This window comes from Paraburkholderia sp. BGA-UO-ETr-F12 (genome assembly GCF_059567945.1).
Genome location: NZ_JCAQOZ010000009.1, coordinates 134,342 through 154,457, shown reverse-complemented (window position 1 = coordinate 154,457; position 20,116 = coordinate 134,342). Strand labels below are relative to the sequence as shown.

At 61.8% G+C, this 20,116-nt stretch carries 21 protein-coding genes; 7 read left to right on the top strand and 14 right to left on the bottom strand.

Annotation, left to right across the window (positions count from 1 at the left end; genetic code table 11):
• Positions 1 to 9: 9 nt before the first annotated feature.
• The 3 genes from ltaE to AC57B6_RS03235 form a co-directional block, all read right to left on the bottom strand.
• Positions 10 to 1,017 (bottom strand): low-specificity L-threonine aldolase, encoded by a 1,008-nt coding sequence (gene ltaE, locus AC57B6_RS03245; RefSeq protein WP_496420685.1) that lies wholly within the window; start codon positions 1,015 to 1,017, stop codon positions 10 to 12.
• Between the two features lie 53 nt (positions 1,018 to 1,070).
• Positions 1,071 to 1,844: a peptidoglycan DD-metalloendopeptidase family protein gene (locus AC57B6_RS03240; RefSeq protein ID WP_454807198.1), complete on the bottom strand. Its 774-nt coding sequence runs from the start codon at positions 1,842 to 1,844 to the stop codon at positions 1,071 to 1,073.
• Positions 1,845 to 1,990: 146 nt separating this feature from the next.
• Complete coding sequence (locus tag AC57B6_RS03235) at positions 1,991 to 2,302, bottom strand: cupin domain-containing protein (RefSeq protein WP_028198297.1); 312 nt, start codon at positions 2,300 to 2,302, stop codon at positions 1,991 to 1,993.
• 249 nt (positions 2,303 to 2,551) lie between these two features.
• Here AC57B6_RS03235 and AC57B6_RS03230 point away from each other — a divergent pair, with 249 nt between their 5' ends.
• Both AC57B6_RS03230 and AC57B6_RS03225 read left to right on the top strand, forming a co-directional pair.
• Complete coding sequence (locus AC57B6_RS03230) at positions 2,552 to 2,872, top strand: hypothetical protein (RefSeq protein WP_028198298.1); 321 nt, start codon at positions 2,552 to 2,554, stop codon at positions 2,870 to 2,872.
• 175 nt (positions 2,873 to 3,047) lie between these two features.
• A complete protein-coding gene (locus AC57B6_RS03225) occupies positions 3,048 to 3,818 on the top strand; it encodes a DUF2968 domain-containing protein (RefSeq protein ID WP_046572663.1) in 771 nt (256 codons plus the stop codon).
• 156 nt (positions 3,819 to 3,974) lie between these two features.
• Here AC57B6_RS03225 and AC57B6_RS03220 read toward each other — a convergent pair whose 3' ends face one another.
• From AC57B6_RS03220 to AC57B6_RS03190, 7 genes are all read right to left on the bottom strand, one after another.
• The gene (locus AC57B6_RS03220; RefSeq protein WP_496420684.1) at positions 3,975 to 4,292 is read right to left on the bottom strand and encodes a DUF4148 domain-containing protein; all 318 of its coding nucleotides are present in this window, start codon (positions 4,290 to 4,292) and stop codon (positions 3,975 to 3,977) included.
• Between the two features lie 265 nt (positions 4,293 to 4,557).
• Complete coding sequence (gene gnd, locus AC57B6_RS03215; protein ID WP_496420683.1) at positions 4,558 to 5,967, bottom strand: NADP-dependent phosphogluconate dehydrogenase; 1,410 nt, start codon at positions 5,965 to 5,967, stop codon at positions 4,558 to 4,560.
• 202 nt (positions 5,968 to 6,169) lie between these two features.
• A complete protein-coding gene (locus AC57B6_RS03210; protein ID WP_030100163.1) occupies positions 6,170 to 6,793 on the bottom strand; it encodes a DUF938 domain-containing protein in 624 nt (207 codons plus the stop codon).
• A 12-nt stretch (positions 6,794 to 6,805) separates the two neighbouring features.
• Complete coding sequence (locus AC57B6_RS03205) at positions 6,806 to 7,411, bottom strand: pyridoxamine 5'-phosphate oxidase family protein (RefSeq protein ID WP_496420682.1); 606 nt, start codon at positions 7,409 to 7,411, stop codon at positions 6,806 to 6,808.
• A 125-nt stretch (positions 7,412 to 7,536) separates the two neighbouring features.
• Positions 7,537 to 8,406, bottom strand: coding sequence for an NAD-dependent protein deacetylase (locus AC57B6_RS03200; protein WP_030100161.1), 870 nt, complete (start codon positions 8,404 to 8,406; stop codon positions 7,537 to 7,539).
• A 51-nt stretch (positions 8,407 to 8,457) separates the two neighbouring features.
• Entirely contained in the window at positions 8,458 to 8,679 is a 222-nt protein-coding gene (locus tag AC57B6_RS03195) for an oxidoreductase-like domain-containing protein (RefSeq protein WP_030100160.1), read from the bottom strand.
• A gap of 147 nt (positions 8,680 to 8,826) precedes the next feature.
• A complete protein-coding gene (locus AC57B6_RS03190) occupies positions 8,827 to 9,591 on the bottom strand; it encodes an SDR family oxidoreductase (protein WP_028198306.1) in 765 nt (254 codons plus the stop codon).
• 520 nt (positions 9,592 to 10,111) lie between these two features.
• On the opposite strand from AC57B6_RS03190, the gene AC57B6_RS03185 reads away from it, so the two are divergent.
• Positions 10,112 to 10,969 (top strand): polysaccharide deacetylase family protein, encoded by an 858-nt coding sequence (locus AC57B6_RS03185; protein WP_028198307.1) that lies wholly within the window; start codon positions 10,112 to 10,114, stop codon positions 10,967 to 10,969.
• Between the two features lie 84 nt (positions 10,970 to 11,053).
• Here the strand turns inward: AC57B6_RS03185 and AC57B6_RS03180 are convergent, their stop codons facing one another.
• A complete protein-coding gene (locus AC57B6_RS03180) occupies positions 11,054 to 12,463 on the bottom strand; it encodes a DUF2252 domain-containing protein (RefSeq protein WP_496420681.1) in 1,410 nt (469 codons plus the stop codon).
• Positions 12,464 to 12,532: 69 nt separating this feature from the next.
• Positions 12,533 to 13,552: a hypothetical protein gene (locus AC57B6_RS03175; RefSeq protein WP_474633594.1), complete on the bottom strand. Its 1,020-nt coding sequence runs from the start codon at positions 13,550 to 13,552 to the stop codon at positions 12,533 to 12,535.
• 436 nt (positions 13,553 to 13,988) lie between these two features.
• Here AC57B6_RS03175 and motA point away from each other — a divergent pair, with 436 nt between their 5' ends.
• The 3 genes from motA (at position 13,989) to AC57B6_RS03160 (ending at position 16,643) form a co-directional block, all read left to right on the top strand.
• Complete coding sequence (motA, locus tag AC57B6_RS03170) at positions 13,989 to 14,858, top strand: flagellar motor stator protein MotA (RefSeq protein ID WP_030100157.1); 870 nt, start codon at positions 13,989 to 13,991, stop codon at positions 14,856 to 14,858.
• Between the two features lie 14 nt (positions 14,859 to 14,872).
• Positions 14,873 to 15,862, top strand: coding sequence for a flagellar motor protein MotB (motB, locus tag AC57B6_RS03165; protein WP_183801535.1), 990 nt, complete (start codon positions 14,873 to 14,875; stop codon positions 15,860 to 15,862).
• Between the two features lie 97 nt (positions 15,863 to 15,959).
• The gene (locus AC57B6_RS03160) at positions 15,960 to 16,643 is read left to right on the top strand and encodes a Pr6Pr family membrane protein (RefSeq protein WP_178370974.1); all 684 of its coding nucleotides are present in this window, start codon (positions 15,960 to 15,962) and stop codon (positions 16,641 to 16,643) included.
• Positions 16,644 to 16,759: 116 nt separating this feature from the next.
• On the opposite strand, the gene mctP is transcribed toward AC57B6_RS03160, so the two are convergent.
• Both mctP and AC57B6_RS03150 read right to left on the bottom strand, forming a co-directional pair.
• Positions 16,760 to 18,241: a monocarboxylate uptake permease MctP gene (gene mctP / locus AC57B6_RS03155; protein WP_030100155.1), complete on the bottom strand. Its 1,482-nt coding sequence runs from the start codon at positions 18,239 to 18,241 to the stop codon at positions 16,760 to 16,762.
• Positions 18,238 to 18,435, bottom strand: a complete 198-nt coding sequence (locus tag AC57B6_RS03150; protein ID WP_028198313.1) for a DUF3311 domain-containing protein — start codon at positions 18,433 to 18,435, stop codon at positions 18,238 to 18,240. The genes mctP and AC57B6_RS03150 overlap by 4 nt, the downstream gene beginning before the upstream one ends.
• A 269-nt stretch (positions 18,436 to 18,704) precedes the next feature.
• On the opposite strand from AC57B6_RS03150, the gene AC57B6_RS03145 reads away from it, so the two are divergent.
• Positions 18,705 to 20,114: a cache domain-containing protein gene (locus tag AC57B6_RS03145; RefSeq protein WP_030100154.1), complete on the top strand. Its 1,410-nt coding sequence runs from the start codon at positions 18,705 to 18,707 to the stop codon at positions 20,112 to 20,114.
• Positions 20,115 to 20,116 lie beyond the last annotated feature (2 nt).

Sequence of the window (20,116 nt, the reverse complement as noted above, 5' to 3'; positions counted from 1 at the left end):
AGCAACCGCTCAGCGCGCGGCGAAGTACCCCTTCACGGCGGCAATAAAGGTATCGATATCCGCGCGCGACACATCTTTGTGCGTGACGAAACGCGAGGCGTAGAGCATCTGCGTAAGGATGCCGCGCTCCTTGAGCCACGCTTCGAGCGGCGCGCAATCCTGCTGCGGAAACTGCGCGAACACCATGTTGGTCGCGATCGACTGCACCTTGACGTGGTCGATTGCTTCCAGGCCGGCCGCCAGATGCGCGGCGTTCGCGTGATCGTCGGCGAGACGCTCGACGTTGTGATCCAGCGCGTACAGGCAAGCCGCCGCCAGCACGCCGGCCTGACGCATGCCGCCGCCCAGCACCTTGCGCCAGCGATGCGCCACCTCGATCAGCGCCTGGCTGCCGACCAGCACCGAGCCGACCGGCGCGCCCAGCCCCTTCGAGAAACAGATCGAGATCGAATCGAACGGTGCGCACAGCGCCGCGACCGGCTTGCCCGACGCCACTGCCGCGTTGTAGACCCGGGCGCCGTCAAGATGAACCGACAAGCCGCGCTGACGCGCCAATTGCACCGCCTCGTCGACGTAACCCGCCGGCAGCACCTTGCCGCCAATGGTGTTTTCCAGCGCCAGCAGCCGCGTGCGCGCGAAGTGGTTGTCGATCGGTTTGATCGCCGCGGCGATCTTCTCGAGCGGGATCGACCCGTCGGCGGCATTTTCGAGCGGCTGCGGCTGGATGCTGCCCAGCACCGCCGCGCCGCCGCCTTCGTACTTATAGGTGTGTGCCAACTGGCCGACGATGTATTCGTCGCCACGCGCGCAATGCGCCATCAACGCCGCCAGATTGCTTTGCGTGCCGCTCGGGAAGAACAGGCCGGCTTCCTTGCCGGCGCGCTCCGCGACCGTTGCCTGCAAACGCAGCACGGTGGGGTCGTCGCCCCAGACGTCGTCGCCCACTTCGGCGGCCGACATCGCCGCGAGCATGGCCGGGGTGGGACGGGTTACGGTATCGCTGCGCAAATCGATCATGGTGAGAGCCTTGTGTGTCCCGAGGTGTCCCGAGTTTGTATCAAAAAATTAGCTTATCCGCCCGACTTCGGCAGCCACGCAAGCGGATCGACCGGCTGGCCGTTGTGGCGCACTTCGAACTGGATCGACGCCACGCCCCGGCTATCCACGCCGACTTCGCCAATGGTCTGCCCTTGCGCGACAGCGTCGCCTTCCTTGACCAGCAGTGTACTGTTCTGTCCGTAGGCGGTAATCAGCGAGTCGTCGTGCTTGATGATGATAAGCGGGCCGTACGCTTCTATCCCCGTGCCGGCATACACCACCCGGCCGGTCGCGGCCGCCTTGACCGGGTCGCCCGGATGGCCGCCGATCACGATGCCGTTCGACTTGCCCGGCGCAAAAGTCTTCAGTATGGGACCGCGCAACGGCCATTGCAGCACGCCTTGCTGCGCGACGTCGGCCTCGCCGGGCGCACCCGGTGTCGCGGTCGCACTATTCTGACCGGCAACATTGACCGGCGGTGTCACGACACTACCCGACGCCATCGGCGGAGCTACCCGCAGAACTTGTCCGGGATTGACCGGCGAATTCGCTGCGAGACCGTTCCACGCCGCAATCTCCTGCGGCTTACGGCCGTATGCTGACGCAATGGCCGCCAGCGAGTCGCCTGGATTGACGCGGTAGTAACCGGCCGGCACCGGGACCGTGGCAAGCGTGGTCGGCCGCGACGGCGCGCTGCTGTAGAACGGCGTGCTTTCCCACGGCATCGTCGTACAGCCGCTGATCAGTACGCCGAGGGTCGCCGCGATCAGCAACCGGGTCGCCGTGAATTGCCATTGTCTTGTCATGTGATTTTCCTCGACATTTTGATTCAACCGGATTCGATCAGCCCGAAGCATTTGTCGTGCCGCACGGTGCGGGCGTCACGGCGACTGTCCATTATGCCGCCGTGTGCGCCGGCTAAGGCTCCGCCATGGGCATGGTGAGACGTGCCTCAGACACTGCCCTCGGCCTCGACCACCAGAATGCGCGCCACGCCAATGGGATGCGCGACATGTTCGGTGCCCACCGACGCGTAGAACACGTCGCCTGTTTCCAGAATCGCCGACTGCTCGACCCCGCCCTCGCGATAGCGCATCTCCACGCGGCCATCGAGCACGGCGAACACCTCCTCGCCGTCGTTGACATGCCACTTGTACGGCTGATCGGTCCAATGCAGACGCGTTGTGATGCCGCGCATATTGGCGATATCGAGCGCGCCCCAGGGACGCGTCGCGGTGAAGCTCTTGCTGCGGATGATCTTCATGGCGGATAGCTGGTTGAGAAACTTACGCTGCCGGCACCTTATCCGTGCTGCATACCGGCGTGCCCGGCCCGGCAGGATCGCGCGCTTCGACTGGCCCCATTATAGGTGCTGCGGCAAGCATGGCCGCCGACATGCGGCCGCCCAGGAGCATTAGTGTGATTATTGAATCCTTTCAGCCCTCGCCTATACTCAGTCATGCTGCCGCAACGCGCCGTAAGCAAAACGCCTGAATTCAGCGAGGAGTTGGGGATGAACAAAGCCACGTTTCTGGCCGTGCAGCTCAACGTCGACGACATTGCGGCGTCGCCGGGTTTGGTCGAATTGCTGAACACGCATCTGGTTTTCGCGGCAGACGTCGCCGAGGCCGCCGACGCATTGGTTCAACTGGCCAGCATCGCGGGATTATCCAGCGGCGTTGAAGCCAGCGTTGAGATTCCGGCTCTGGCCATCGAACGGCTGCGCGAGGCGCTCGACAATCTCAGCGGTTACGACGAATCCTGGTTGCTTGCGCTGGAACCCAGCCGCGCGCTGTTCGACGAAATCGGCCGACGGCATCGCACCCTGCATTAAAGCTGCGCTCGCGGACAACCCATCCGCACCCCCGCGCACCGACGCGCACCCCGGCGCTCCCCCAAGCGCCGACGGTCCGCCAGTTTTCGCTCACCGCCCGAACCGCCTGATCGCCCGGCATACCTGAGCGTCGGCGCCATCCGAAGGTTTCGGGCGAGTCAACCGGAGGAACGCCGTGAAAAGTCTCCTGAACCGCCGTAGCGTGCTGGCAGGCCCATCGCATCTCGTGCAGGTCTCACGAGAGAACAGCGCCGATTCCGTATCGCCGGACGACAGTGAGGAGGCCGCGCTAGCTGCGGCAGCCGGCGTCGCTCCCGCCGGCTCCGCGGCCGGCTCACCCGCGGTTGCCCCGGCTGCGGAGCCGGCACGGCCGGTGACGACGTTACGGCCGGTGCCGGTGGTGCCCTCGCAAGTCAGCGCGCGCGGCGTGCAGATGGCCGACACCGCCGAAGTCGAATGGCTCGCCGAAGAAGAGGCGCTGACGCCGTTTCGCGTATTTCGCAGCTTCGCCTATTCGGTGAGCCTGTTGTTCCACGCAAAGGAATTGACGTACTACGTCGCGCTGTATCAGGACGGCTCGTTGTGGCGCGCACTCAAAGCCGCCGACCTCGAAGCTGCGGAAACCGCCTTTCATCATTTTGAGGAACAGGCAACCCGGCTTTCGGATGGCGAGACGCGCCGCGCGCAACTCGAGGCGCAAAACGAGCAGTTGGCGCGCATGATCGCCCGCTCCGAGGCTCAGGCCGAACGGCTGCGCTCGGATCTGCAACGGCGCGGCGCACAGGAACAGACCGTGTCGAACCGGCAGCATCAGGTGCGCAAGGAAGTGTCGCAACTGGAAGCGCAACGGGTGGCCGCGCAGGCACATCTGAACAAGGCGCATCGGCAGATTCACCAGCTCAATCTGACCAGCAACGAAGGGATTCCCCATTTGCCGAACCGGTGATGCCTGCTCTGAGATTGAGCTGGGATCGAGCTGAGATAGAGCCAACGGCGAAGCAGCGCCGTGAACGACAAAACGCCGCCCGGAATTGCCGGGCGGCGTTTTTTCATTGCTCGCCGCCAATCAGCCTGGCGGCGTTTGCATAAGCTTCAGCGCGATTTAGTTGCCGAAGTAGACCGAGTTGCGGTCATTGCCGCTCACCGTACGGCCGGCTTGCGAGGTGCCTGCCATCGGTGCGCCGTAGCCGCTGTTCACAGCTTGAGCGGTGCCGTTCTGAGCATCGACACGTGCTTGTGCGGCTTGCAGGTTAGCCGGGTAGTCGACATGGTCGCCGATCGGGTTGTAACCGGCCTTTTCCAGTTGCACCAGTTGAGCGCGGACTTCAGCGCGCGTCAGGGGTTGGTTCGATTGGGCAAACGAGGCAACAGGCGCAACCAGAGCAGCGGCAACGACAACAGCAGAGATAAGGGACTTCATGATGTAAACCTCCAGAACTTGTAGTTAATGCGCTTTGGGACCTGTTGTCCGTAGCGCTTAAGTAGAAGTTTAGGAGCGTTGACATGTAGGGGAAACCCCTAAAACGACGAAACTCTATTGCGATTTTCGAAACAGTAACCGGCCCGACGTACCGCCACGCTATCAGTCCGATAGCTTTCAACAATAATCGCCTATCTCGATTTCAATCGCTCATGCGGCCCGGCGCGCCTTATGGCAAGCGCGCGCCGGGCCGCAATTCAAACGATCAATTCCAGTTCGCGTGGAAGCTGCCCGGCTTGTCGATACGCTCGAACGTATGCGCGCCGAAGAAATCGCGCTGGGCCTGTACCAGGTTTGCCGGCAGGCGTTCCGAACGATACGCGTCGAAATACGCCACGGCCGATGCGAAGGCCGGCACCGGCACGCCCGCATTGACGGCGGCAATCACGACCTCGCGCAATGCCGACTGGTAGTTCTTTGCGATGTCGCGGAAGTACGGATCGAGCAGCAGATTGGCAATCGCCTTGTCTTTCGTATAAGCGTCCGTGATCTTCTGCAGGAAGCGGGCGCGGATGATACAGCCGGCGCGGAAAATCTTCGCGATCGTGCCGTAATCGAGATGCCACTTGTACTCTTCCGAGGCCGCCCGCAGTTGCGCGAAGCCTTGTGCGTACGAAATCACCTTGCTGAAATACAGCGCACGGCGCACCGATTCGATGAAGGCGTCACGCTCCACGCCCAGCGGCTTCGCTGCCGGCCCTTCCAGCACCTTGCTCGCGGCCACGCGCTGAGTCTTCAGCGACGACAGCACGCGCGCGAACACGGCTTCCGTGATCAGCGGCAGCGGTGCGCCGAGGTCGAGCGCGTTCTGGCTGGTCCACTTGCCGGTGCCCTTCTGCGCCGCGCGATCGAGGATCACGTCGACCAGGTCCTTGCCGGTTTCTTCGTCTTTCTTGTCGAAAATCTTCGAGGTGATCTCGATCAGGTAACTGTCGAGTTCGCCCTTGTTCCATTCGGTGTAGACCTTGCCCAACTCTTCGTTCGACAGGCCGACCACCTGCTTGAGCACGGCATAGCTCTCGGCGATCAACTGCATGTCGCCATATTCGATGCCGTTGTGCACCATTTTCACGAAGTGGCCCGCGCCGTCCGGTCCCATGTACGCCACGCACGGCTCGCCGTCCGGCGCCTTGGCGGCGATCTCGGTGAGGATCGGGGCGACCAGGTCATACGCGTCGCGCTGTCCGCCCGGCATGATCGACGGGCCTTTCAATGCGCCCTCTTCGCCGCCCGACACGCCCGTGCCGATGAAATGCAGGCCGGCCTTCGCCAGTTCCTGATTACGGCGGATGGTGTCGGTGAAATGCGTATTGCCGCCGTCGATCAGGATGTCGCCCTTATCCAGCAGCGGCTTGAGCGATGCGATCGTGGCGTCGGTCGGTTCGCCCGCCTTGACCATCAGCAGAATGCGGCGCGGCTTTTCCAGCGACTCCACGAATTCTTCCAGCGTGAAAGCCGGCACCAGCTTCTTGTCCGGATATTCGGCGATGAGTTCGTCGGTTTTCTCGCGGCTACGGTTGTACACCGACACCGCGTGGCCGCGGCTTTCGATGTTGAGCGCCAGATTGCGGCCCATGACCGCTAGCCCCACCACGCCGATTGCCTGTTTGCCCATGTGAATTCTCCAGAGTCCAATGAATGTCGAGACGCCGCGCCGGAAGGAACGTCGGCGGGACGTCGAGGGTGAAAGGATAAAAGAAATGCCGGCTTGCCGCTCGCTGGCGCTCATGGGCGCCACGCAAGCGGAGCTTTGCGCCGCGCGTGGCGCTTCGGGCGTCCACGCGCGGTCAATCGTTTTGTCAGACTCGTCCGACCCGTTAGCGTTTCCTGAACACCAGACTGAAATTGTTGGCCGGCATCGCGATGGGTTCGTCGCACACCAATCCAAGCGACGCGCCCAGCGCTACCACGGTTTCCATTTCGCGAACGCCCCACGCCGGATCACGGCTGCGCAACTGCCAATCGAATGCCTCGTTGCTCGGCGAGGTATGCGCGCCGCCGCGTTTGTAAGGGCCGTACAGATACAGTACACCGCCCTCGGCAAGACGGCGGCTCGCGCCGTCGAACAGCGCTTGCGTCGCGCTCCACGGCGAGATGTGAATCATGTTGATACAGACCACGGCGTCGAGTTTGCCCTGCGCGTCGACACCCCAATCCGCCTGATGCACGTCGAGAGCCAGCGGCGCGCGCACGTTCGCCAGCCCTTCGTGCGCGGTCCATGCGGCAATCGACGCGCGTGCATCCGCATCGAGGTCGCTCGGCTGCCAGTCAAGCCCAGGAAGCGCGCTGGCGAAACACACAGCGTGCTGCCCCGTGCCGCTGGCGATTTCCAGCACGCGGCCGGTGGCGGGCAGCACCTCGCGCAATACGGCGAGAATCGGTTCGCGATTGCGTTCGGCAGACGGCGAGCGTTGCCGCAACGCCGGATGGGAATCGGTCATGTTCACTTTGTTTCAGTACAGCGCCGTTCGCACGCGTTCGGCGAGCTCACGGTCATAGGTCACCGCATCGAACTGCACGCCGTTGATGCGCCGGTGGATCTCACCCGCGCTCGGCAGGCGTGAACGTTCGACATAATGCGCCGGATCCCACAGTTTCGAGCGCACCAGCGCCTTCGAGCAATGAAAATACACCGCGTCGACGTCGATCAGCAAAACGGTGCGCGGCAGTTTACCTTCGACGGCGAAACTGTCCAGCAATTCCGGATCATTGGAAATGCGGCCGCGGCCGTTCACGCGCAAACTTTCGCCGACGCCCGGAATGATGAACAGCAGCGCCAGATGCGGCTCGGCGATGACATTGCGCAGACTGTCGACGCGATTGTTGCCGATGCGGTCCGGCAGCGCGAGCGTGCGTTCGTCGATCACGCGCACGAAACCCGGTGCGTCGCCGCGCGGTGAACAGTCGAGGCCGTCGGGACCGGCGGTGGCGAGCACCACGAAGGGCGCGACCTCGATGAACGCGCGATAGTCTTCGTTCACGTAGGGAATCTCTTTGTTCACTGCGCGCTCGTGAGGCTGACCGTAGATTGCTTCGAGCTGTTCGATCGTCGTCAACATCGGCGTTCCTTTGGTGTGGCGGTTTCTTGTGAAAGCAGCGCTGCGTGGGATAAGGATTATCGGCGATTTACGCGGGCCGCGCGGTTTCCGGCAACCAACCCACGCAACCTGCCCCCGCTGCGTAACTAGTCCAGTGCGAGACGGCCCGCGAGCGCGGTCAGCGTATCGGCACACGGTGCGGCGATTTTCAGCGACAGCAGCGGATCGGCGCGCGTGCGCCCCAGATTGATCGCAACGATCGGCTTGCCCTGCTTCTGCGCCCACACGCAGAAGCGGTAGCCGGAATAAACCATCAGCGATGAGCCGACCACCAGCACGGCGTCCGCCGCATCGAGCGCATGCGAAGCCGCTTCGACACGCTCGCGCGGCACACTTTCGCCGAAGAACACCACCGACGGTTTCAGCAAACCGCCGCAGTTCGTGCATGCCGGAACGCGAAAAGATTCCAGATCGTGCCACTCCAGATGCGCGTCGCCGTCAGCCGCGGTTTCGGCAGTGACGTTCAGCAGCGCGGGATTCCCGGCTTCGAGCGTCTGCTGGATCGACGCCCGCGTATGCTGCATGCCGCAGTCCAGGCATGTCACGCCATCAATGCCGCCGTGCAGTTCGATCACCTCGCGGCTGCCCGCGCGCTGATGCAAACCGTCGACGTTCTGCGTAACGAGCGTCGGCACATGGCCCGCTGCCTCGAGCCGCGCCAATGCGGTATGCGCGGCGTTGGGCTGCGCGTTGGCCACGACCGGCCAGCCGACCATGCTGCGGGCCCAATAGCGCTGACGCATCGCGGCCGTGCCGAGAAATTCCTGCAGCGTGATTGGCGGCGAACGCTTCCATGCGCCGTTGTCGTCGCGATAGCCTGGAATGCCTGAGTCGGTGCTAATGCCCGCGCCGGTCAGCACGAACAGACGCGGATAGCGCTGCACGAAGGTATGCAGGTCGTCCAGCGTGTGCGATGCGGTGAAGGGTTCGACGTATGCGGACTGGGGGTCGGTCATGACGGGGAGAAGGTGTGGGCTGCGGCCTGGGTGTGGAAGCTGAAACGCCAGTTAGCGGCGCGTGCGCGGCTTGCTCTGCCGCTCGCGCGCGGTTCGCGCCGCCGGCACCGCTTGCCTTGCTTGCCATTCGGCGAGCGCTGACTGATAGCGCTCGAGCGCTTCATCGTAGAGATCGAAGACACACGGATTGCAGCCGCTATGACAACAATCTTCGAGCTCGGGCTGCACGGGCGGCACCGGCTGCGGGTCGTCCTTGGGTGTGGCTCGGGGCACGGTGAATCGCTTTGTCGAAAAGGCGGGAAACGCTCAGTATAAGTTGATCTCCCGCGCGGCGCGCGGCGGCGCTCCGGGCTGAACGCGCGCCTGCAAAGCCCGCCCAGGCCGCTCCTGCAAGCCGCTCGCCCCGCGAAGCCCCGCCTTTCAGCCTCTGCCGACGAACGGCATCTTGCTCGCCATGATCGTCATGAACTGCACGTTCGCCGACAACGGCAATTCCGCCATATGCAGCACCGCGTCGGCCACATGTTGCACGTCCATCAACGGTTCGACCGCGATTTCGCCGTTTGCCTGCGGTACGCCTCGGGCCATCCGCTCGGCCATCTCCGTCGCGGCATTGCCGATGTCGATCTGCCCGCACACGATGTCGTATTTGCGGCCGTCGAGCGAAACCGCTTTCGTGATGCCGGTAATCGCGTGCTTGGTCGCGGTATAGGCGATGCTGTTCGGCCGCGGCGCATGCGCGGAAATCGAGCCGTTGTTGATGATGCGGCCGCCCCGCGGCGTCTGCGCTTTCATCAGGCCGAAGGCCGCGCGCGTGCAGAGAAACACGCCGGTAAGATTGGTGTCGACCACCGAGCGCCATTCTTCGATATCGAGTTCGTCGATATCCACCGGCGAGCCATTGCGGCCCGCGTTATTGAACAGCACGTCGAGCCGGCCTCGCCACGTGCGGATCGTGTCGAACAGCGCGGCGACGCTGTCGGCGTCCGTCACGTCGCAAGCCACGGCAAGCGCGTCGCCACCCCGTTGCCGCGCTTCTTCGGCCACGGCGTCGAGCGGCGCCTGGCGGCGGCCGGCCAGCGCGACGCTATAGCCGTGTTCCAGCAGCCTGAGCGCACAGGCTCGGCCGATGCCGCTGCCCGCGCCCGTCACCAGCGCCACTTTCCTGATTCCCGTTCCTGTCACCACGACTCTCCTTGTTGCGTAGATGCGCTGCACGCGACAGATCTGACAGGGCCACGCTGTCGATCAGTCCGGCGGATCAATGCAGCGCCCGGTCGTTCGGGTTCGCGAACAGCGACTTCCTATCCGCCGAAAGCGGATAGTTTGGCCTTAGCACCATACAGCAGCGGATCGTCCATCACAAATGCAAAGGCACGGCCGGTCTTCACGTTGAGGAAGGATTTCGAAAACGCAACCTGGCCGTTCTGGATCAGCGGAATCGATCATCCGGCGGACCGACGCAAGCGCATGGATGCCTGACCGGTAAACCCGGTGAAGTCAGCGCTGAGGGACGGGCCACGTTGCCCGGCGTGAAATCACGGACATCGCGACGCATAACGTCTTTCAACGTGCTTTCATCAGTTGTCTTTCCGGTGCAACCCGATGCCGATCGGCGCATCAATGGTATTGTTCGCCGTTGCGCGCCGCATGCGCAATTCAAGCTCTTCCCCGGATGGTGGAAGGAAGACAGGAAGCACGCTTTATGAACCAACTCTTCACACAGCCGCAAGGTGCTGAGGCCGCGCCGCAGCGCCGCTGGCCGCGCACCGGCTACCCCCCAATGCTCACGGCCACCGCCGCCTGGCACGTATTGGTGCTGGCCGGATGCCTGCTGATGCCCTCGGCGTGGCCGTGGTGGCTGGCCGCGATCTTCGCGAATCACGCTATTTTCACCGTGGCCGGCCTGCTGCCGCGCACCTCGCTGCTCGGCCCTAACTGGACTCGCCTGCCGGTCGGCGCGCGCAACGCGGACGCGATCGCATTGACCATCGACGACGGTCCCGATCCCGTCGTCACCCCGCAAGTGCTCGATCTGCTCGACGCCTTCAAGGTGCGCGCCACCTTCTTCTGCATCGGCGAGAAAGCACAACGCCATCCGGAGATCGCACGCGACATCGTTGCACGCGGCCACGCGCTGGAAAACCATTCGCAGGTTCACCTGCACACGTTCTCGATCACGTTTCCAGCCGCACTCACACGCGAAATCGACGCGGCGCAACGTACCTTCGAAGCATTGAGCGGCGAGCGCCCAATGTTCTTCCGTGCCCCGGCGGGTTTGCGCAACATCTTTCTCGAGCCCGTGCTGAGCAAGCTCGATTTGCGGCTCGCGGCGTGGACGCGGCGTGGTTACGACACGCGCGAGCGCGATCCGCAAGTCGTCGCGCACCGGCTGCTCGACGGCCTTGCCCCGCGCGACATTCTGCTGCTGCACGACGGCAATGCCGCGCTCACCATCGACGGCAAACCGTTGATACTCGCAGTCCTGCCGCGTGTGATCGACGAAGCCCGCCGGCGGCATTTGCGTTTCGTGACCCTGCGTGAAGCGCGTATCGACGACTGAATCCGCGCCCTTTCGCAGGGCTTAGCCGCTGGCCCGGCGGCGAGCCACGCAAACGCCCCCTCGCATCCTTCTCACACGCGGCGGTTACACCCGAAAATCCGCCGCCATGTCTTCGTCCGTGCGCGCCTCGAGCTCGCCGCTGCGGCAGGCTTTCAGAAACACGTCGTAATCGCGTTCCACCTGGTCCGCGTAGCTGGTGGCATAGCCGGTGAGGGATTCCGCGAACTGATCGCCACGGCCGATGTACGCACTGACTTCGATCGCCTGGCCACTTGCCTTGGCATGCGCGCGCGCCATGATCCAGCCGCACAGTTTCGCGTAGCCTTCGAGGAGGTCCGTGTCGAACAGCTCGATGTTCGCCGACAACTTCATGTCGCGCAGTTGCCGGAAGTAGAAGTGGCGCCCTGACGGCCCGCTCGCCCAGCCGAGAAAAATATCGCTCGCTGCCTGCAGCATGCGCTGCCCGCGAACCACCCGCTCGCCGTCATGCTTGAGCGAGGGCGCCTTGTAGTACTGCGCGATCACCGAAGGCCGTGCCTCCTTAATCTGGATGAACAGCGGCTTGCCCATGTGATCGACGTTCAGCAACACCAGACAACGTGTACCCACGCTGCCCACGCCCACCACCTTGAACACCAGGTCCTGTGCCGTGAAGTGGCTCAGCAACTCTCGCCGATCGTGCGACAAGGTTTTCAGGTATTCGCTCCACGTCCGCTCGATCAGCTTGCTCCAGTTGGCAGTCGTGAACCAGTCGTCGTCGGCAGAAAACAGCGTATTGACGCCATGCACATGAAAGAGCCCGGGCGGCGCATCGCGAATCGACCAGCGATTGCCATCGAATTCGGCCATTTTCTCCAGCAGACTTTCGTGGGTACGGCCCGCCGCTTTCTCCATGCCGCGGCGCACGACGCGGCGACGCTCCGGCGTCAACGCTGTCTCGGCCATCAGATCGAAGGTGATACGGTCGTACCAGAGTTCGAGCGCGCCGCATTGCGCGTATTGCGCCATACGGTCGCGATATTCGGTGGCGGCGGTCATCACCAGATGCTCGGCCGTGCCGCGGCTCAGACGCATATGACGCGCGGCCACTACGAGGCTCGCGGTCAGGCGCTTCAAGTCCCATTCGAATGGGCCCGTTGCCACTTCGTCGAAATCGTTCAGGTCGAATACGAGTTGACGCTCCGGCGTCGCGAAGCCGCCGAAATTCATCAGATGGCCGTCGCCGCATATCGGCATGGAGAGACCTGTGTCCGGCACCCGGCTCAGATCGTGAGCCTGAATGATCGCGGTGCCGCGAAAGAACGTGAATGGCGACACAGACATGCGCCCGTAGCGCAACGGCACGAGCTTTTCGACCCGCCCTTCGCTGCTTTGCTTCAGCAGCTCGATCGGGTTGCGATGCAATTCGCCCACCGTGCGATGGCTCGACCGCTTCGAGTGCTCGCGGGCGGCACGGCCACGAGCCTCCCGTTCGGCGATGGTGCTGGCTCTCATGTTCTTCTCCGGTTCTTGTATGAATTTACTATCGGTTCCAAAGACTGCTTCTGCCGGCACGGCGGGCTGTCACCAACGGTAGCCCACACCGCCGAAAATCACGTCCGAATCGCGATCATAGCTTGTGACCACCCGATTCCACGCGATCCGCGCTTCCCAATGGTCGGTCAGACGATAAGCACCGGCGATCGTCACGAGGCCGGAAAACTTCCCGGCGCCCGGCCCCGGCGACGCGCTGTTCTCGTTTTCGTTAATCGCGTAGTAAGCGCCGAGTCCGAGTCCTAGCGTTACCTTGTCGTTGAGGAAGGCACGCGTCGCCCAGAGCTGGCTGGTCACGCCGTCGCGGCGGGCCACCTTGCTGCTGCCTTCGTGAAGATAACCGAGCGTCACGTCGAGGTATTTTGCGAGACCGCGACGGTACTCGATCGCACCGCCCAGCGCGCTCGGCGAGCTGGTTGAATTGACGATGGTCTTGCCGAGATACACCGCGACTTCATTGTTGGTGACCTTGTGCGTGCTGCCGCTTGCCCAGTCGCGCGGACCGGGCGTGCCGGGAGCATCGAGCTGATAGCCGACGCCGAACATCAGGCTTGTCGCATCCGGCCCGCGTTGCACGTGCACGCGATTCAACTGCAGTTGCGTGATCCACCGGCTCGACGCGTAGTACGCCGCGCGCACGCTATACACGACACCCCAGCCATGCGTGTCCGAATAGCTTCCGCCCTGCACGGCGGTGGTGGTGTCAAAGTAACGGTATGGCCCGATGCCTGCCTGCAGGACGAACTGCGGACTTCCCACGGGAATGCGGCCCCATAGCTGGATCATCTGGCCGTCCCTGTGATGGTCCGGAATGTGTCCTTCATTGAGCCACGTGAAACTCGCGGCAAAGTATTGCCCGAGCCCTTCCTGATAATTAAATGCCCAGGTGTAGGTGTTTGTGCTGCCCGCGCGAGAGCCGCCACCGAATAGGGAAAACTCCTGCGCGTGACCCGCAGTAGACACCAGCAGAAGTCCAAACCCGGCAGCGCACGAGGCCGCCTGGATTGCCAGTCTGCGGCTCACAGCAAAGTTCAGATTCCGCTTGGGCATTGCATCTCCGGATAAGTCGCTTTGACTGCCGGCATTCATGGCCCGGCAAAAAAAACCGATTAGCGGCAAAAAGCGCCAGAACCGGCTGTCATTACAAATTGATTGCCATGCTAGCAGACCACTCGGTAAAAATGCCACCCCATGCCTTTCGAGCAATCCGGTCATGCAGCTTATTCCTCCGCCGTTCAGTCCGTGGATACAAAAACTGGTTGTGATCGCAACGACCTCCTCTGATACGACGGACAGAATTACCTGAAATTGAGCCGATGATTAACCATATGACGAATACTTAGCTTTTCACGGATGCGCGCACTTCAGACATCGCGAATCCGGCCGTTTACCAGTACATACGGAATATTAGCGGCGAGCCCACAAAATCCCTTTAAATAGGGCATGTTCTAACGAACATGCGTCGCGCAAGGTAAACGGAGAGAGCATGTTTGTCGCAATTGGCTGGGTAGTGGTAATCGCTTCTGTAATCGGCAGTTTTGTCGGTGTAGGCGGGCATCTTCCCGCGCTCATTCAACCGTTCGAACTGCTATGCATTTTTGGTGCGGCGATCGGCGCGTTCGTTGTAAGCAATCCGACCTCTACGCTGAAGAAGACCATCAAGGCCATTCCTTCGTGTTTTAAAGGTGGCGGATATACAAAGGAAAAATATCTCGAACTGATCGCGCTGCTTTACGAGTTGCTTCAGAAGGCGCGCAAGGAAGGCATGATGGCGCTCGAAACCGACGTCGCCGCGCCGGAAGAAAGTGTGCTGTTCCAGAAGTATTCGCACGTATTGAAGGACCTTCATCTGCTCGACTTCATCGTCGACTATTTACGCATGATGTCCGGCGGCAACGTGAACGTGCTTGAAGTGCAGGACCTGATGGACGAAGAACTGGCTACGCATCATGCGGAGTCGTCGGTGGCGGCCAATGCGATTCAGAAGATGGCCGACGGCTTGCCGGCATTCGGCATTGTTGCCGCCGTCATGGGTGTGGTTCATACGATGGGTTCAGTCGGCGCACCGCCGGCCGTGCTTGGCGAAATGATCGCCAGCGCCCTGGTCGGCACGTTCCTCGGCATTCTTCTCGCCTATGGTTTTATCGGGCCGGTCGCCGACCTGCTCAATGCAAAGGGTCGCGCCGAAGCCAAACCTTATCAGTGCGTGAAGGCCGTGTTGCTCGCAGCGCTTTCCGGCTATGCACCGCCAATCGCCGTCGAGTTCGGCCGCAAGGTGCTGTTCACCGCCGACCGTCCTAGCTTCCAGGAGCTCGACGACGCCGTGCGCGCCACCAAAATGCCGAAATCGGCCTGACGCGGAGCGGCATCATGAATGAAAGAAGATCGCGCGCGTCCCGGCAGGACGAGGCGCCCGCTCCCGTGATCGTGCGTCGCGCGAAAAAGGGTGACGACCATGGCGCGCATCACGGCGGCGCATGGAAAATCGCCTACGCCGACTTCGTCACTGCGATGATGGCGTTCTTCCTGCTGATGTGGCTGCTCGGTTCGACCTCGAAGTACGACAAGCAGGGTATCGAGGACTATTTCAACACCCCGCTGTCGAGCCTGCTCGGCGGCACCGAGGGCACGGCAGCAGCACGTCCTAACGTCATCCAGGGCGGCGGCCGTGACATTTCCGACAGCCGGCCCGGCGACGGCAAGAAGAGCCAGACCGAACCAACGCCGCCTGCGAAGGTTCCACCTGTCGTCGCGCCTGCGGACGCCGCACGGCTTCAGCAGTTGAAGGAGAAGCTTGGCGCCATGATCGAGCAGAGCCCGGCGTTAAGGGCATTCAGGGATCAGATTCGCATTTCGATCACGAATGAAGGTTTGCGTATCGAGATAGTCGATTCTCGGAACCGACCGATGTTTCCGTCCGGCAGTTCGAGGTTGCAGCCTTATGCCGAAACGATCCTGACGCAGATTGGCGCTGCGCTCAACGACGTGGAGAATCGCATTTCGATTGCCGGTCATACGGACGCGGTGCCGTATACCGCCGGTCCGGAGGGTTACTCGAACTGGGAGCTGTCGTCCGAGCGGGCCAATGCCGCGCGCCGCGCGTTGGTGGTCGGCGGCATGCACGACGAAAAGCTGCTGCAGGTGCGCGGACTGGCCGATGTGTTGCCACTGAACAGCAATGTCGCCGACGAGCCGACTAATCGGCGGATCAGTATTCTTGTGCTGAACAAGGCCGCGGAACTCGCGTTTTTCCACGACGGCGGCCGCACGACGATTGACGAAACGTCGCCCGCAAGTTCGGCTATACCCGACGTAGTGAGCCGTTTGCAGCCGGTCAGCGTTTCACGTAGCACACCATAGAATTTTTATTGGGCAGAGGTTGGGTGCGGATCGACTTCGGCTCGTGGGCTTTTAGTGCTTGCTGCAAAGCGCATGAGGTGTGTATAGAATCGTTCGCATGCGCCCTGCCCCAGATCATCACCATGAGCCCGAGCTTCCGCTCCACACGCCCAGCGTCTCGTCTGTGACGCTGGCGGCGATCATTGCCGTGATCGCGTGGATTTCGATCGTTGCGCAAGCCGACCTGACGATCGACCGCACGCTAGCCCGCGGGCTCGGCGTGCTTGACGGGGTTGCGCGGATGAGCAGTTACCTCACCAATCTTACGGTATTAGCGTGCGCGGTCTGCTTTACCTGCGTAGCGTTACGAGGACGCAGCCTGGCGATCATACGTTTTTTTCGACAGCCAACCGTCGTGACCGCGGTCGTTGTCTACATGGCATTTGTGGGAATTGCCTACAACCTGCTTCTACGCGGAATGTGGTCGCCGAGGGCGTACAGGCTGCTGCTCAACGAATCTTTGCACAGCGTTTTGCCGATGCTGACTGTGCTTTACTGGGTGTTATTCGTACCGCGATTTCATTTACGGTTACGGCATTGCCTGCTGTGGCTCATCTATCCCGTCGCGTACCTCGCCATCACTTTCTGGCGTGGGAGTTTGTCGGACTTTTATCCCTATCCTTTCATCAACGTCGACGTGCTCGGCGTCAGACACGTCGTCGTCAATTCCGCCCTACTGTTCGGGGGATTTCTGATGTTGATGGCCGTGTTCGTGGGGATCAACTTTAGGCGTAGACGCTGATCGCTCACCGTCAGTCCACCCAGGAAGAAAAAAGCAAGCGGTAAAAACGAGGAAAGGCGCGAACAATCGCGCCTTTCCTCAATCGATACAGTCTTACGTGCAGTTAGTGCTGCGCCTCACACCGCCGCCACAACCCTGCGCGGCGACAAAACCGACACCACAAAACTCACCACAATATTAGCTGCCAGGGCGATCAATCCGATATAAAGCGGATAGGTAGCACCACCGACATGCAAGGCAAACACCGGCTTAAGTCCTTGCGAAATAGCCAACCCAGTCCCCAGCACGATCCCCACCAGCCACCCAAGAAACAACCCTGGCGTATTCAACCGCCGCGTGTACAGCGAAAACACAATAGCCGGGAAAATCTGCAGAATCCACACCCCGCCCAGCAGTTGCAGATCAATCGCATACTGCGTCGGCAGAAACACGATAAACAGCAGCGCACCGAACTTCACGACCAGAGAAACAACCTTGGCGGTCGAAGCCTCCGCCTCAGGCGTGATATTCGGCGAGACGAGAGGACGCCACAAATTCCGCGTGAACAGATTGGCCGCGCCAATCGACATGATCGCCGCAGGCACCAACGCGCTAATCGCAATGGCCGCAGCCGCAAAGCCGACAAACCACGACGGAAACAGCGTATTGAACAGCGCCGGCACCATGTCGGACGCCGACTTGACATGCACACCGGCCGCAATCGCCATATACCCAAGCAACGCAATCAACCCGAGCAACAACGTATACGCCGGCAGGAAAATCGCATTCTTGCGCACCGTGTTAGCCGACGAGGACGACAACACCGCCGTCATCGTATGCGGATACATGAACGCCGCCAGCGCCGAGCCCAAAGCAAGCGATGCATAAGCAGTGAACTGCGTCGGCTTCAGAATGATCCCGGTCGCACCGCCCTTGGCCTTGAAATACGTATCGGCAGCGTCGAACACATGCGCATAGCCACCGAGCTTCGCCGGAATCAGCCAGACCGCCGCGATCACGACGATATAGATCATGATGTCCTTGACGAAGGCGATCATCGCCGGCGCCCGCAAACCGCTTGCATACGTGTACAACGCCAGAATCACGAAAGCGACGATCAACGGCATCTCGCCGGTCACGCCAAGCCCCTTGATCACCACCTGCATGCCCACCAGTTGAAGCGCGATATACGGCATGGTCGCGACAATACCGGTGATCGCCACCGCGGCCGGGAACCACTTGCCGCCGTATTCGCCCTGCACGTAGTCCGCTGCCGTGATGTGATTCTTCGCATGCGCGATCTTCCACAGCTTGGGCATCACCGCGAACACGAACGGATAGACAATGATGGTGTACGGCAACGCAAAGAAACCATACGCGCCCACCGAATACACCAGCGCGGGCACCGCAATCACGGTATAAGCGGTATAGAAATCGCCGCCCACGAGGAACCACGAAATCACCGTGCCGAACTGGCGGCCACCCAGGCCCCACTCGTGCAATTGCGTCAGGTCGCCCCGCTTCCAGCGCGCGGCAAAAAAACCGATCACGGTGACAAGAACAAAGAATGCGATAAAGACGGTCATCGCAACCGGGTTCACAGGATTGACATCGCTCATTTGACACCTCGGTACACGACGTAAATCAGCAGCGAGGTCAACGGAACCCACAAGAACTGATACCAGTAGAAGAACGGAAAGCCGGCGAATGAGGGCCGTGTGTCGTTATAGAACGGCAACCACAGCAACGCGATGTACGGGATCAGCAAGACGATCCATAGCCATGAACGGCCGGAAGATTGGGAGGTCTCCACGAACTTCTCCTAAGTCTATTATTGAACCCGCGCGCCTCGGCTTTTGGCCGGGCACGCGGAAAACCAGTTACCTGATATTAGACGGCAAAACCGGTGTTTGCTTTTTGCACGGCACCAATCCGCCACCGCCAGGTGCACCGCAACAACGCGCCAGAAGGCGCGGCACGCCGCGGGGATGTAGTATTCGCCTTCGTGGGCGCCGTCACAAGCGCGCAACTACGTAAGCCAGCTACGTAATACTACGTAGCCCGTCGGCCGTTCTCTCTACGATGAAACTCAAAGCAAAGATTGTCCTGCTGGCGATCGTGCCCTTTCTGGCGGCCATCGCCAGTATTGAAATCGGTGTGCGCCGGGAAGCCACGGCGCTCGCCGAAACGCAGCACGCGACCACTCAGGCCGCCTACATGGCCAGCAAGGAAATCGAGCTCAAACACTATGTCGAGCTCGCGACCACGGCGATCGCCCCGCTCTACGACGCGGGCCGTGACAACGCACGCGACGATGCGATGCTGCGCACCCGCGCGCTCGACATTCTCGAGAAAATGGACTTCGGCAAGGACGGCTACTTCTTCGTCTACGACATGCACGGCCGTACGCTGATGCATCCGCGCGAACCCGGCCTCGTCGGCCGCGACCTCTGGGCGCTGCGCGATCCGAACGGCACGCCGACGATCCAGCAACTGCTCGCCGCGGCCTCGCGCGGCGGCGGTTATGTGCGTTACGTCTGGCATCGACCATCGACGGGCAAACTGGCGTCGAAACTGGGCTACGTGGTGCCGCTCGAACGCTGGGGCTGGATGATCGGCACCGGCATCTATCTCGACGATGTCGATGCAACACTCGCGCATATCGACGCAGGCGCGGCGGCCAACATCGATCGCACGATGCAGTGGATCGACGGCATCGCGGTGGCCGGACTCTTCGTGATCGCGTTGTGTGCGCTGGTGCTCAACGTCACCGAATACCGCAGCGCGGACGCAAAACTCAAGCGGCTCGCGCAGCAGGTGGTCGACTCGCAGGAAAACGAACGGGCGCGCCTATCGCGTGAATTGCACGACGGCATTAGTCAGATGATGGTCTCCGTCAAGCTGCTACTCGAATCGGCATTGACGCGCTTCGAACGCAGCGAGGCACGTGTCCCCGCTGCAGAGGCCGCGCTATCGACAAGTATTGCGCGGCTCGGCGACACCCTGCGTGAAGTGCGCCGCATCTCTCACGCGCTGCGTCCCTCCATGCTCGACGACCTCGGCTTAGCGGCTGCCCTGGAACAGCTCACCCGCGAGTTGAGCGACCAGTCCGGCATCGAGATCGGCTTCACGCAGATCGCCCATACCCATGCCGCGTCTCTGCCGGAAACGGTGAATACCGTGCTGTTCCGTATCGCCCAGGAAGCGCTGACGAATATCGTGCGGCATGCGCGTGCATCGAGCGCGGCGCTGTCGCTGGAGGTATCGAGCGACGCGGTCACGCTGACCATTGCGGACAACGGGTGCGGTTTCGACGTCGCGCACGCACTGGTCAATCCGCACGCGGGTGTGGGCCTGCGCAATATGCGCGAGCGGCTGGACTCGCTCGGCGGCAAGCTGTCGCTTAGCTCGCAGGCCGGTCATACGATCGTGACCGCGCGCGTGCCAGTGGCAGCGTCCGTGCCTCAATCGCCGGTCTTGCAGGAAACCTGATG